Source organism: Halorubrum sp. JWXQ-INN 858 (assembly GCF_009806985.1).
Taxonomy (GTDB): Archaea; Halobacteriota; Halobacteria; order Halobacteriales; family Haloferacaceae; genus Halorubrum.
The window spans coordinates 177,972-191,311 of record NZ_WUAX01000009.1 but is presented as its reverse complement, the minus strand read 5'-3'; the positions used below and the strand labels follow the sequence as shown (position 1 = coordinate 191,311).

Annotated in this window: 11 protein-coding genes; 6 read left to right on the top strand and 5 right to left on the bottom strand. The window is 69.6% G+C overall.

Annotation, left to right across the window (positions count from 1 at the left end; all coding sequences use genetic code 11):
• Positions 1 to 2 precede the first annotated feature (2 nt).
• Positions 3 to 1,796, top strand: a complete 1,794-nt coding sequence (gene infB, locus GRS48_RS08120) for a translation initiation factor IF-2 (RefSeq protein WP_159485353.1) — start codon at positions 3 to 5, stop codon at positions 1,794 to 1,796.
• Positions 1,797 to 1,811: 15 nt separating this feature from the next.
• On the opposite strand, the gene GRS48_RS08115 is transcribed toward infB, so the two are convergent.
• Together GRS48_RS08115 and GRS48_RS08110 are read right to left on the bottom strand one after the other, a co-directional pair.
• Entirely contained in the window at positions 1,812 to 2,189 is a 378-nt protein-coding gene (locus GRS48_RS08115; RefSeq protein WP_159485351.1) for a DUF5811 family protein, read from the bottom strand.
• A 53-nt stretch (positions 2,190 to 2,242) separates the two neighbouring features.
• The gene (locus GRS48_RS08110; protein WP_159485349.1) at positions 2,243 to 2,788 is read right to left on the bottom strand and encodes a pyruvoyl-dependent arginine decarboxylase; all 546 of its coding nucleotides are present in this window, start codon (positions 2,786 to 2,788) and stop codon (positions 2,243 to 2,245) included.
• A gap of 123 nt (positions 2,789 to 2,911) precedes the next feature.
• Here GRS48_RS08110 and GRS48_RS08105 point away from each other — a divergent pair, with 123 nt between their 5' ends.
• Positions 2,912 to 3,973 carry a prepilin peptidase gene (locus tag GRS48_RS08105; protein ID WP_159485347.1) on the top strand — a complete coding sequence of 354 codons (1,062 nt, stop codon included), beginning with the start codon at positions 2,912 to 2,914 and terminating at the stop codon, positions 3,971 to 3,973.
• Positions 3,974 to 4,062: 89 nt separating this feature from the next.
• Here the strand turns inward: GRS48_RS08105 and dnaG are convergent, their stop codons facing one another.
• Positions 4,063 to 5,544, bottom strand: a complete 1,482-nt coding sequence (dnaG, locus tag GRS48_RS08100) for a DNA primase DnaG (RefSeq protein ID WP_159485345.1) — start codon at positions 5,542 to 5,544, stop codon at positions 4,063 to 4,065.
• Between the two features lie 283 nt (positions 5,545 to 5,827).
• On the opposite strand from dnaG, the gene GRS48_RS08095 reads away from it, so the two are divergent.
• From GRS48_RS08095 to GRS48_RS08080, 4 genes are all read left to right on the top strand, one after another.
• Positions 5,828 to 6,061 carry a hypothetical protein gene (locus GRS48_RS08095; protein ID WP_159485343.1) on the top strand — a complete coding sequence of 78 codons (234 nt, stop codon included), beginning with the start codon at positions 5,828 to 5,830 and terminating at the stop codon, positions 6,059 to 6,061.
• Positions 6,052 to 7,578, top strand: coding sequence for a sodium:solute symporter (locus GRS48_RS08090; RefSeq protein WP_394351196.1), 1,527 nt, complete (start codon positions 6,052 to 6,054; stop codon positions 7,576 to 7,578). The genes GRS48_RS08095 and GRS48_RS08090 overlap by 10 nt, the downstream gene beginning before the upstream one ends.
• Positions 7,579 to 8,070: 492 nt before the next feature.
• Complete coding sequence (locus GRS48_RS08085) at positions 8,071 to 8,934, top strand: YqcI/YcgG family protein (protein WP_159485341.1); 864 nt, start codon at positions 8,071 to 8,073, stop codon at positions 8,932 to 8,934.
• A complete protein-coding gene (locus GRS48_RS08080; protein ID WP_159485339.1) occupies positions 8,927 to 9,481 on the top strand; it encodes a cysteine hydrolase family protein in 555 nt (184 codons plus the stop codon). The genes GRS48_RS08085 and GRS48_RS08080 overlap by 8 nt, the downstream gene beginning before the upstream one ends.
• Before the next feature lie 48 nt (positions 9,482 to 9,529).
• Here the strand turns inward: GRS48_RS08080 and GRS48_RS08075 are convergent, their stop codons facing one another.
• Both GRS48_RS08075 and GRS48_RS08070 read right to left on the bottom strand, forming a co-directional pair.
• Entirely contained in the window at positions 9,530 to 11,305 is a 1,776-nt protein-coding gene (locus tag GRS48_RS08075; RefSeq protein ID WP_159485337.1) for a BCCT family transporter, read from the bottom strand.
• A gap of 291 nt (positions 11,306 to 11,596) precedes the next feature.
• Positions 11,597 to 13,327, bottom strand: a complete 1,731-nt coding sequence (locus tag GRS48_RS08070) for a histidine kinase N-terminal 7TM domain-containing protein (RefSeq protein ID WP_321168355.1) — start codon at positions 13,325 to 13,327, stop codon at positions 11,597 to 11,599.
• Between the last annotated feature and the right edge of the window lie 13 nt (positions 13,328 to 13,340).

The following is a 13,340-nucleotide window of genomic DNA, read 5'->3' as shown; positions in this document are numbered from 1 at the left end:
TCATGACTGACGACACACACACGGACACCCTTCGGACACCGATCGTCGCCGTGCTCGGCCACGTCGACCACGGGAAGACGAGTCTGCTCGACAAGATACGCGGCTCCGCGGTGAGCGAGGGTGAGGCGGGGGCGATCACCCAACACATCGGGGCCACGGACATCCCGCTCGCGACGATCTCGACGATGGCGGGCGAGCTCGTCGACCCCGACGACTTCGACCTCCCCGGCCTCCTGTTCATCGACACGCCGGGTCACCACTCCTTCTCGACGCTTCGGGCGCGCGGCGGGGCGCTCGCGGACATCGCCGTCCTCGTCGTCGACGTCAACGACGGCTTCCAGCCGCAGACCGAGGAGGCGATCGACATCCTTCGCCGAACGGGGACGCCGTTCGTCGTCGCCGCCAACAAGGTGGACACGACGCCCGGGTGGAACCCCCAGGAGGGGGAGCCGATACAGCGGAGCCTGGAGGCGCAGTCGGCGCGGGCCGAATCGATGCTCAACGAGAATCTCTACGAGATCATCGGCCAGCTCTCCGACGCGGGGTTCTCCGCGGACCTCTACTGGCGCGTGCAGGACTTCCAGAAGAACATCGGCGTCGTCCCCGTCTCCGCGATGACTGCCGAGGGGATCCCGGACCTGCTCGCGGTGCTCATGGGGCTCTCCCAGCGGTTCATGAAAGAGGAGATGGCGATCGACGTCTTCGGCCCCGGCGAGGGGACCGTGTTGGAGGTGAAAGACGAACGTGGGTTCGGCGCGACCGTCGACGCCGTGATCTACGACGGCGTGATCCGCAACGGCGACACGATCGTCGTCGGCGGGCAGCACGACCCGATCGTCACGGAGGTCCGCGCGCTGTTGCAGCCGCGACCGCTGGAGGAGATCCGGACCGAAAAGAAGTTCGAGAAGGTGGCGGAGGTCGGCGCGGCGGCCGGCGTGAAGATCGCCGCGCCCGACCTCGACGACGCGATGGCGGGCGCACCGATCCGCGTCGTCCGCGACCATCCCGTCGAGGACGTCATCGCGGACGTGAGGGCAGAGCTGGCGGAGATCGAAGTCGACACCGCCGAGGACGGCGTCGTCGTCAAAGCCGACACGCTCGGCTCGCTGGAAGCCATGGCGAACGCGCTCCGGGAGGCCGAGGTGCCGATCATGCGCGCGGAGGTCGGCGACATCGCGCCGCGCGACGTCGCCATCGCGGAGACCGCGAACCAACAGGAGCACAAGGCGATCCTCGGCTTCAACGTCGACGTCCTCGCGAACGCCGAGCGGGAGCTGGAGACCGCCGACGTGAAGCTGTTCCGGAACGACGTCATCTACCAGCTCATCGAGGACTACGAGACGTTCGTCGAGGAACGGCAGCGAGCCCAACAGGAGACCGTACTCGACAAGGTCGTCCGCCCCTCCCGGTTCCGTATCCTCCCCGACCACACGTTCCGGCAGAACGACCCGGCGGTCGTCGGCGTCGAGGTCATCTCCGGGACGCTCCAGAACAACCGCAACGTCGGCTACTTCGAGGGGAACGAGTTCGTCCGCGTCGGGAGCCTCTCGGGGATCCAGAAACAGGGCGACGACGTGGACGAGGCGCGGGCGGGCGAGCGCGTCAGCATCGCCATCGACGGCCCCACCGTCGGCCGCGGCATCGAGGAGGAGGACACCCTCTGGACGGAGCTCCCCGAGAAGCACGCGAAGATCCTCGAACAGGAGTTGACGGAGGAGATCACCGCGGACGAGCGGGAGGCGCTGTCGGCGTACCTCGACACGCGGCGGAAGCGGGACCCCTTCTGGGGCAAATGAGCCGACTGCCCGGCGCTACTTCGCGGTGGGCGTGACGTCGCCGACCGCGTTCATCACCTGCACGGCGGCGCTCGCGGCGAGCCCGCGGGCGACCTCGTCGGCGTCGGCGTCGGCGATCCCGGCGTCGAGCTCGTCGGCGTCCGGCGTGAATCCGGCGGAGACGGGGTGGCCGGCCGGCGGGTTGACGGCGACGGTGGCCTGCGCCCCCTCCGCCCCCACGGAGAGCTCCGAGCCGACGACGTAGCTGTCGGGGAGGTACGACTCGGTCCGCGTGACGATGCCGGCGACGGTCCGCCGGAGGCGACGCTCCTGGTCCGGCGTGAGGTCGACGGCCGCGGGTTCGCCGGCGTCGGTGACGCCCGGCGGCCCCGCATACGGGTTGTTACCGTTCATTGAAGATGGGTGGTATAAGTTGACCCCGTTGAAAAAGGCGTCGGCGACCGCGGCTACAGGACCGGTTCGGACTCGCCGTACGCCGCGACGACGACGGCGGTCGTGTACGCGCCGGGTTCGGGTGCGGCCGTCTCGACGCGGAGCTCCCGATCCGTGAGCTCCCAGTCACGGAGGTCGCTCCCGGCGTCGAGCCCGGCGTGGATCCGCTCGCGGACGTCCTCGGGGTCCGACCCGGTCACCTCGTAGAAGATCCCCGGTCCCGGCCCCGTCGCCCAACCGAGCCCCGCCGCGACGGAGGGCCGTCGTCGGGGCGCGCGCTTGCTCTCGGCGTCCTCAGCGCCCGCACGGCCCCCCTCCCGGAAGTCCACCTCGTCGCTCGGTCCGACGGTTCGCCGCGCCTCAACGACGGTGAGGCCGTTCCCGGCCGGGCCGAGATCGGGTGCCCGATCGACCGGTGTCACGGCCGCGGTCGCCGGGACCACCGAGGAGACGGCGATCAGGTTGTAGTTGTGGAGGTTCGCGTCCGCGAGCGCCGCGTCGTACGACGCCATCGCCGTGTCGGCGATCCCGACGCCGCCGACGACGTGGATGGTGTTCATTGCCGGCAGTCGGCGGCGGGTCGGGTAAGCAGTTACGGACCCGGGCGGCGCGTCGCCCCCGCCGGTTCTCAGCTTCGAGGATCGAACCCAAACCCATAATTCCCCCCGTCACGGGGTGCGAGTATGTTCGCATCGCTGCCGGACCTCCTCCGGCTGCTCGTCGTCCCCGTCTTCGCGTGGGCCGCGCTCCGGGACGTCCGGACGCGCCGGCTCCCCAACCGGATCTGGCCGCCGCTGTACGCGTTCGGGCTGATCCTGCTCGTGTGGGAGGTCGCCCGGCTCTGGCCGCTGATGGGGTTCGGCGGTCGGCTCTTCGTCATCCAGGCCGCGATCAGCCTCGGGCTCGTCGCGCCGCTCGGCTACGCGTTCTGGTACCTCGGCGCGTTCGGCGGGGCGGACGCGAAGGCGCTGATCGGGCTCGCGGTCGTCTTCCCGACGTTCCCGACGTACGTCGTCGGGACGACGGCGTTCCCGCTCGTGGTCACGGACCTCGGCGTGTTCTCGCTGACGATCCTGACGAACACGGTGCTCATCGGGCTGGCGTACCCGCTCGGGCTCGCCGCCGTCAACCTCGCGGCCGGCGAGCGGTCCGCGACGATGTTCTTCGCGCGCCCGGTGGCGACCGAGTCGCTGCCCGAGCGACACGGACGGCTGTTCGAGGATGCAGACGGAACGACGCGGCACGGGCTCGACCTGGACGCGCTCCGCATGTACCTCCGCTGGCGGGGGCTCACCCTCGCGGAGCTCCGATCGGACCCGGAACGCTTCGCCGACCCGGAGAGCGTTGGCGAGACGTTCGACCCGACCGACGGGGGGACTCACGTCGGGCCCGCGACCGACGGCGGCGAAGTCGTCGCGGACGGCGAGGACTCTCGCGACGAAGCCGCGGTCGGGGACCGGGGCCGGGACGAGGACGGCGCCGAGGGCGATGCCGATTCGGGGGGGAGCGCTCACGCCCACGACGACCCGTGGGCCGCCGAACGGTTCCTCGCGGAAATCGACGGCACCGCGTACGGGACGGATCCCGACACCCTTCGCGGGGGGCTCGCCGCCGTCACGCACCGGGATCTGGTGTCGGTCTCTCCGGGGATGCCGTTCGTGGTCCCGATGTTCTTCGGGCTCGTCCTCGCGCTCGTCTACGGCGACCTGTTGTTCGCGCTCCTCGCCGTGGCCGGGTTGGTGTGAGAAAACGGGTCGCGAAGGAGCGGGAGAGAGGTGAACGGCGGGAAAGGGATGAACGAGCGGGCCGTCGGTCGGCCGGCCCGGCGACGGGCTCAGGCCTCGGCGTTCGCCCGGAGGTCGCCGACGGTCCGGACGCGCGTTCCGATGGGTCGTTTCACGAACTCCCCGACGCCGCGGCCGAACACTTCGCTCACGCCGCGCTGTGCGGCCACGTCCAGCAGTCGCTGGTCGATCGACCCGTCGACGACGACGGTGTGGGGCGGGTCCTCCGCGTCGGCGACCGCGTCGAACGTCCCGTCGGCGTCGACCTCCGACCGAACGCTGAGATCGGCTTCGAGCAAGCGTGCGCGCCCGCTTCCCGCGTCGATCACCTCCTGAACGTGCTCCTCGAGCGATCGTGGTTCGTCGTCCGCGTCGTCCGCGTCGTCCGCGTCGTCCGCATCGTCCGCATCGTCTTCGACGTTCACGTTGTCGGTGTCGTCCGTGCCGTCCGCGGCGTCGGTTCCGTCCGCGGCGTCAGTTCCGTCCGCAGCGTTATCCGCGTCGTCTCCGGTCGGTTCCGGGTTCGCCTCTCCGGCTTCGTCAGCTTCAGCGTCCGCCTCCGTCCCCGAGCGGTCGTCGTCCCCGTCGGACCCGCCCGTCCCGTTCCGGCCGTCGGCGCGTCGGCCACCCCCGCCGTCCCGGTCCGTGCCGACGCCGGCGGTGGCCGTCGGGGTCGTGGTCGACGCTGACGTCCGGGCGCCGTCGGCGGCCTCGCGGAGGTTCGACTCGTCGGCGAGCGTCTCGTACGGGACCTTCGCGCGCAGCGCTTCGAACACCGCACCCCGGTCGAGGTCCTCGACGGACTCGCCGGCGGGCGCGAAGGCGACGTAGTCGACGTCACCCACCTGCGCGAGCTCCCGGAGGATCAGCTCTCCGCCCCGGTCGCCGTCGAGGAACGCGGTCACGGTCCGCTCCTCCGTCAGGTCCGCGACCGCGTCGGGGACGTTCGTCCCCTCGACCGCGACGGCGTTCTTGATGCCGCACTCGAGCAGCGTGAGCACGTCGGCGCGCCCCTCGACGACGATGACGGCGTCGGAGTCGCCGACGCGTGGCCCGGCGGGGAGCCCCTCGTAGTCGGCGATCCCTTCGACGCGGGCGGCATCGCGGACCTCCTCTAACACGTCCGTGCTCGCGAGGCTCGTCTCCTCGAAACCGTCGGCCAGGAGTTCCTTCGCGCGCTCGACGACCTCGCGCCGCTTCGCGGCGCGGACGTCCTCGATGCTCGTCACCTCGACGGAGGCGTGACAGGGGCCGATCCGGTCGATCGTCTCCAGTGAGGCCCCGAGGATCGCCGTCTCGACTTTGTCGAGGCTCGAGGCGACCGTCACCTCGCCGAAGGACTGTCCGTTCTCGGACTCGACGGCGACGTCGATCCGACCGACCTTCGAGGAGTCCTGGAGGTCCCGGAGGTCGAGCTCCTCGCCGAGGAGCCCCTCGGTCTGTCCGAAGACGGCCCCCACGACGTCGCTCCGCTCGACGACGCCGTCGGCGGCGATCGTCGCGTGGATCAGGTATTTGGCTGTGTCGTTCATGTGAGTGATAGTGATCGTGATCGGGCGGCGCGGGCCGTCCCGGGGTTTATATACTGGCGTTTCGGGCAAATAGTTATCGCACTCGTCGCCGGGGGTGTCGCTTCGGCCACTGCGGCCGAATCGTCGCGGCCGGATCGTCGCGGCCGGATCGTCGCGGTCGGATCGCCACGGTCGGAGCGTCGCCGTCGGAGCGTCGTGGGCGGTTCGCCGCGATCGGATCGCCGCCGTCCCGAAGCCGTCCCGACCGGCACCTTTTATACCCTCGTCGGGGTGACACACGACAATGTCTCGCGTTCGAAGGGATCTGCTGTGGATACCGACGTTCGCGGTCCTCGTCGCTTTCGCGGTGCCCTGGCCCCTATGGGGGGTCGACGTCGTCGTCGCCGGGCTTCCGGTGTGGATCTGGTGGCACGTCGGGTGGCTCGCGCTCTGTTCGGTGCTGTTCCACCGGTTCGCCGCGAGCGGCGCGTGGGAGCGCGGCATGGGGGTCACGCCCGACGACGGGGGATCGCCGTGAGCGTCGCGCTACAGGTCGGGATCGTCGTCGCCTACCTGCTGGTCGCGCTCGCGATCGGCCTGCTCGCGTATCGCGTCGCGGAGTCGACCGCCGAGGACTACTACCTCGCGAGCCGGTCGCTCGGGACGCTCGTGCTGCTGTTCACGACGTTCGCGACCCTCCTGTCGGCGTTCACCTTCTTCGGCGGGCCGAACCTCGCGTATCAGGCGGGCCCCGAGTGGCTGATCGTGATGGGGGTGTTGGACGGCGTCCTTTTCGCCGTACTCTGGTACGTGATCGGCTACAAACAGTGGCTGATCGGGCGGCGAAACGGCTACCTGACGCTCGGGGAGATGCTCGGCGACCGGTTCGGCTCGCCGGGGCTTCGCGCGCTCGTCGCCGGCGTGAGCCTCATGTGGCTGTTCCCGTACGTCATGCTCCAACAGATGGGGGCGGGCGAGGCGCTGGTCGGGCTCTCCGGCGGCGCGGTCCCCTACTGGGCCGGGGCGGCGCTCATCACCGCGTTCATGGTGCTGTACGTCGTCCTCGCGGGGATGCGCGGCGTCGCGTGGACCGACACGGTACAGGGGCTGTTCATGCTCTCCATCGTCTGGATCGCGGTCGTCTGGGTGCTGTCGGCGGTCGGCGGGCTCGGGGCGGCCACGGGGTCGATGCTCGAGGCCCGTCCGGAGTTCGGGAGCTTCGGCGGCGGCCTCTACACGCCGGGGTTCATCGTTTCGACGGCGATCACCATCGGGTTCGGGGTGACGATGTTCCCGCAGATCAACCAGCGCTTCTTCGTCGCCGAGAGCGGGGCCGTGCTCAAGCGGTCGTTCACGCTGTGGCCCGTCCTCGTGCTCCTGCTGTTTTTACCCGCGTTCATGCTCGGCGCGTGGGCGGTCGGGATGCCGGTCGAGGTCCCCGAGGGGGCGAACGTGCTCCCCGTCGTGTTGAACGAGTACACCCCGCTGTGGTTCGCGGCGCTCGTGATCGCGGGCGCGATGGCGGCGATGATGTCGTCGTCCGACTCGATGCTGCTGTCGGGGTCGTCGTACTTCACGCGTGACGTCTATCGGCCGTTCGTCAACCCCGACGCCTCCGCGCGCCGCGAGGCGTGGCTCGCCCGGGTCGGCGTCGGGGCGTTCGCCACGCTCGCCTTCTTCGCGAGCCTGCTGCGGCCCGGCACCCTCATCGAGGTCGGCGACACCGCGTTTTCGGGGTTCGCGCTGCTCGCGCTCCCCGTGATCTGTGCGCTGTACTGGGACCGGACGACCCGCGACGGGATGGTCGTCGGCGTCGTCGTCCCGCAGGTCGCGTACCTCGCGCTCGTGTTCGTGCCGGCGCTGCCGCGGAGCTACGCCGGGTGGGACTACGCGCTCGCGCTGATGGTCGTCTCGGCGCTGTTGACCGTCGGCGTCTCGCTGCTCACGGACCCGACCGACGGGAGCGACGCCTCGCGGTTCGCGGTCGTCGATAGTGGCGAGGGCGGGGAGGGTGTCGCTGACGACGTGACCGGCGGCGACGCCATCGACGACTGATCCGGGCGTCCGGGTCGCAGTGGCGTCGGTATCCCTTATCAGTGGTTCCCGCGACGGGGACGACGTTAAAGCCCCGACTGCGAGGTCATCGGGCACCGTTACGCCTCCTCAGCCGCAACCACACCTCACGCCTGCCTAGCGTCGCGGTTTCCCAGCCTCGCGGCTCCTCAGCCTCACACCTCCCCAGCCTCGCGGCTCCTCAGCCTCACGCCTCCCCAGCCTCGCGGCTCGCTCCGCTCGCCGCGTCCCTCGCGCTCGGTTCGCGCCCTTATAAGGGCGCGAACCGGGGCGCGCCACCGCGGACGCGTGCTTATATACTTCGTCACCCGTGAACCGTGCGTGGTGGATATCGAGTTCGCTTCCGGTTCGTTCCTAGCCTGTTCGCGGCTCGTTCGCGGTTCGTTCCCGGTTCGCTCCCGGTTCGCTCTCGGTTCGTTCCCGATCCGCTGGGGTCGTCGAAAGGCAAAAGCCCGTCTACCACCCAGCACACGTATGAACGAGCCCGGCACCGAGGGCGTGCTGTTGGACCAGGAAACGCTCCACGATCGGCTCGACGACGCGCCCGGGTGGCTACGGGAGCACTACCGGACGTTCCGCGAGTCGATGCTCGGCGATCGCGACGGGTCGCCGTTCCCTTGCTACTTCGGGATCGAGGTCGAACGCGAGGGGGACCTGCTGTACGCCGCTTGCGAGTCCACGACCGACCCGGCCGCGCTGCTCCGGCTGCGCGACGTCCTCCTCGAGTACCTCGAGACGTACGCGGACCACGCCGACCGGACGCCGCTCGCGGTTTTCTTCAACCCACCCGAAGGCGAAGCGACCGAGGCGGACTACCACGAGGCGCTCTGGCACGTCCTTGAGTTCCTCCACGTCCACGACCCGGAGCCGTGGCCCGACGACATCCCGACGGAGCCGGACGACGCCCGGTGGGAGTTCTCCTTCGGCGGCGAGCCGCTGTTCCCCACGTCCCGCGCGCCCTTTTATACCGACCGCAAGAGCCGCTACTCCCCGGTCGGGCTGGAGATCACCTTCCAGCCGCGGGCCGTGTTCGACGGCCTGACGGCCGACACCGAGGCGGGCGAGCACGCCCGCGAGGTCATCCGCGAACGCATGGGCGAGTACGACGGCGTCTGTCCGCACGCGGACCTCGGCGACTGGGGCGTCGAGGGGGACCGCGAGTGGAAACAGTACCTCTTCCGCGAGGACGACGCCGAGAGCCCCGACGAGTGCCCGCTCGACCCCACCCGAGAGCACCCGAAAGCGCCCACCGAACTGCTCGAACCCGGCGCGTGGCGACGGTTCGCCGACGGGGCACGGGGGACGACGTCGCCGGTGGCCGGGGGCGACGATGACTGACGACGCCGCCCTCCTCCTCGTCGACTTCCAGGTCGGCTTCGACGAGCCGTCGTGGGGCGAGCGGAACAACCCCGACGCGGAGGCGGTCGCCGCGTCGCTGCTCCGGGCGTGGCGCGACGCCGGTCGGCCGGTCGCACACGTCCGCCACGCGTCGACGGAGCCGGGATCCCCGCTCCGGCCCGACGGCCCGGGGTTCGCGTGGAAGCCCGAGACCGCCCCCGTCGACGGCGAGGCGACGTTCGCCAAGTCGGTCAACGGCGCGTTCGTCGACACCGACCTCGACGGCTGGCTCCGCGAGCACGGCGTCGACGACCTCGTCGTCTGCGGGCTCACGACCGACCACTGCGTGTCGACGACGGTCCGGATGGCGGAGAACCGCGGCTACGACGTCGTCGTCGTCGCCGACGCGACCGCGACCCACGGGCGGACGGATCACGAGGGCGGGACGATCGATCCCGAGACCTCCCACCGGGTCGCGCTCGCACACTTAAAAGGGGAGTTCGCGACGGTCGTCGACGCCGCCGACCTGCTGGCCGAGATCGACTGAGCGGCCGGCGACCCGGTAGCGGAACGGTCAAGCAACCGAGCGGGACGCTCAGTCGTCGTCCGTGCCCGCCGCCGCTCGCGTGTCGTCTTCGGGCGGCTCGCCGACCCACCAGGACTCCTCTTGCAGGAGGAGCGGTTCGCCGTCGGCGGTGAACTGTCGGAACAGCCCGACCATCGCGATCAGACAGACGAACGCGAACGGCGCGCCCGTGATGATCGCGGCCGACTGGAGCGCGTCGACGCCGCCGAGCGTCATCAGGATCGCGGCGGTCATCCCGAGGACGACGCCCCAGAAGACGCGGTTGATGTTCGACGGCTTCGCCTTGCCGCCGGTCGTCATCATCGAGACGGCGAGCGTCGAGGAGTCCGCCGACGTGATGAAGAACGTCGTCACCAGGATCATGAACGCGATCATGAACACGGAGCCGAGCGGGAACGCCTCGAAGAGGATGAACCCGGACACCTCCGCCCCGAGCTCGAACGCCATCACGCCGCCGAAGTCGGCGATGCCGTGGTGCTGGTTGTAGACGGCGGTACCGCCGACGAAGGTGAACCAGGGGATCGTCGCGGCCGACGTCGCGGCGATGCCGGTGAACGCGACCTCGCGGACGGTCCGGCCGCGGGAGATCCGCGCGATGAACAGCCCGGCGAACGGCGACCACGAGAGCGCCCACGCCCAGTAGAAGACGGTCCAATCGTTCATCCACTGGGTCCCGCCCTCGGTGCCGGCCCCGGTGAAGAGGCTCATCGAGACGAAGTCGCTGAACATCCCGCCGATCGCCTCCGTCCCCATGAGGACGAGGAACGCGGTCGGTCCGACGATGAACGTCGCGAGCATGAGCGCGGCGAAAAGCACCATGTTGAAGTTCGAGATACGGCGGATCCCGCGGTCGACGCCGAGCACCATCGAGACGGTGAACAGCAGCGTCATGCCGGTGACGACGAGGATGACCCCGGTCGTCCCGAGGTCGATCCCCCACTGGAAGGCGAGCCCCTCGACGAACTGGCTCCCGATGAACCCGAGGGAGGTGGCGACGCCGCCGATCGTCGCGAAGACGGCGAGCACGTCGACGAGCTTCGCGACCGGGCCGTCGAGGTTCTCACGGCCGAGGATCGGCGTCAGCGCGGAGGACACCCGCAGCGGGACGCTCTCGAAGTTGTACGCGAAGTAGCCGATGGCGATCCCCATGATGGTGAACACCGCGAGTTGCGGGATCGCCCAGTGGAACAAGGTCTGTTGGACCGCGAGCGGGATCGCCTCCGCGGTGCCGCCCTGCACGTCGAACAGCGGCGAGGGGTTGTCGTAGTAGAACAGCGCCTCGGTCGGCCCCCAGAAGACGACCCCTGCAGCGAAGCCGGCCGAGTACAGCATCGCGAAGAAGGAGAGGAAGCTGTACTCGGGCTTGTCGTCGCCGAGCCGGAGCCTCCCCCACGGCCCGAGGATGAGGAACACGAGGAACGTAACGATGAGGAAGACGATCACGAGGAGCGCCCAGTTGAAGTAGTCCAGCATGAACCCGTTCAGCATGCCGATACCGTCCTCGACCGTCCCGGGATCGACGAAGTACAGCAGGATGAGCCCGAGCGTGAGCCCCGCTCCGAACAGGAAGACGGCCGGGTCGAGCTCCTCGCGGAACCGACCGATCGGGCCGTCGGGTTCCACCCCGCCGTCAGCCTCGACGCCGACGCCCGTGTCCACTCCGGTACCCGTGTCCACCCCGTCGCCTGTGTTGACGCCCGTGTCCACCTCGTCGTCGGACGGCGAGCCGGCAGCGGTCACGTCGCCCCACCCCGTTTGTCCCGGGACGTTGCACCGGTCGTGCATCCGATCGACGGCCGATCCCGAACCCAAAACACCGTGCGCCGTGATGTCATACATCAGTGGTTGGAGTTATGATATTTAAATTTTCCTGTTATCGTAGTTGATGTATACAGTTTATGTAGACGGATGCTGTCGCCCGCGGAGCCACTGGCGTTGCTGGCGTCGTTGGCGTCGCTGGGGGCGGTGGGGGCGCTGGCGTTGCTGGCGTCGTTGGCGTCACTGGGGGCGGTGAGGGCACAGAGGGCGCTAACGACGATCACTTCGTCGGCGACGTCTCGGCGTCGCGGGGGGACGTCAAGCGTTCGACTGACCGGCAGTGGGCACCCGAACCGTCACGACGGTCCCCGTCGGATCGCGGTCGTCGAAGGAGACTCGCCCGCCCGCGAGATCGACCCCCCACTTCACGACCCAGAGGCCGATCCCGCTGCCGTGTTCTAACGGCGTCTCGGTCCCGCGTTCGAGCACGGCGTGTTCAGCCTCGTCGATGCCGCAGCCGTCGTCGGCGACCGCGATCTCGACCCAGCCGTCGTCCGCCGTCGCGGAGAGCCATGCCGACGGCGCAGGTCCGTCGTTGTGCCGGACGGCGTTCGACAGGAGGTTCTCGAGCACCACGTCGATCACGCTCGGCACCTGGACCTCGGGGACGTCTCCCGCGACCGAGACCGTCGCGTCGGGGTGTTCCTCGCGGGCGCGTTCGACCGCCGTCGTCAGGAGTTGGCCGAGCTCGGTGGGAACGAGCGTCTCCGAGCCCGCGTCGAACATGTCGCTGGCCGAGCGCGTCCGCTCGCTCAGGTCGTGGATCCGGTTCGCGCTGTTGCGGACGATCGAGAGCGCCTTCCCGTCCTCCGGATCCGTCGCGAGCCGGTCCACGTAGCCGTTGATGAGGTTCGTCTCCGTGCGGATGTTGTGTCGGAAGACGCGGTTGAGCACCTCGAGCCGCTGCTGCTGGCTGAGGTACTCGCCGACGTCGTGGAAGACGATCACGCGACCGACGGATCGGTGGTGAACGTTCGTCACGTCCTGGACCGTCACGTCGTACGGGCGGCGTCCGCTCGCCCCCACGACGCTGACGTAGCCGGCGTTCGCGCCGCCGTTGGTTGTGCCCCGGTCGCCGTTGGATGCGTCCCCGTCGCCGCCGTCGGCGAACTCCTCGTAGGCGGGGACGGCGTTGCGGGCGAGCTGGCCGACCGTCGCGTGACGGTCGAGGCCGAACGTCGTCACCGCGCTCTCGTTGAGGTCGACGACGTACCCCTCGCTGTCGAGGACGAAGACGGGGGCGTGGAGGTATTCGAACACGAGCTGTCGCGCCTGCCGTCGCGGCGCGGGACTGATCGTGAGGAGCCGGAACCGCGAGAGCGCGAGGAGGTACGCGACCCCCGAGACCGCGAACGCGAAGGGCGTCGGGTCCAAGCCCGGCACCGGGAGCCAGCCGAGGACGTAGATGACGCTGCTCACCCACGGGGCCGCCGTTCCGACGAGCAGGGCGGCGCTCTGCCCGCGGAAGGGGCGCGCGTCGTCGCGGACCAGCTGGAGGAGCGGCACCGACCCGACGAGCCCGAGCAGGTACGTGTAGCCGGCGATGACGAAGTACCACGGCCCGGGATCGGTCACCAGGAACGGGCCGAGCGGCGTCTCGATCAGCGACATCCCCACGATCAGGAACCCGTCACCCAACCCGGTGATCGCGAGGACCACCGTCAGCACCGGCACGATCGATAGCCCGGCCACGACCGGGGGGGTCACGTAACGGTTCCGGCCGGTGTACTCCAACGCGAACAGCAGCCACGCGACGGGGATCACGACGACGCCGATCCACTGTACGTCGTACCACCACACCTTTGCGGCGAGCGTCGTCGACTCGAGCTCGAACACCAGAAACACCGTCCACCACACCTGGCCGACGAGTAGCAGCGTCAACCACGTCGCGCCCGCCTCCGGACGCTCCCGCCACGCGAGGATCGCCGCCGTCGTTCCGGTGGTTATCACCACGAGGAGCGCGACGGTGAGTGGGGTCAGCGAAACCACATAAATCCGCACT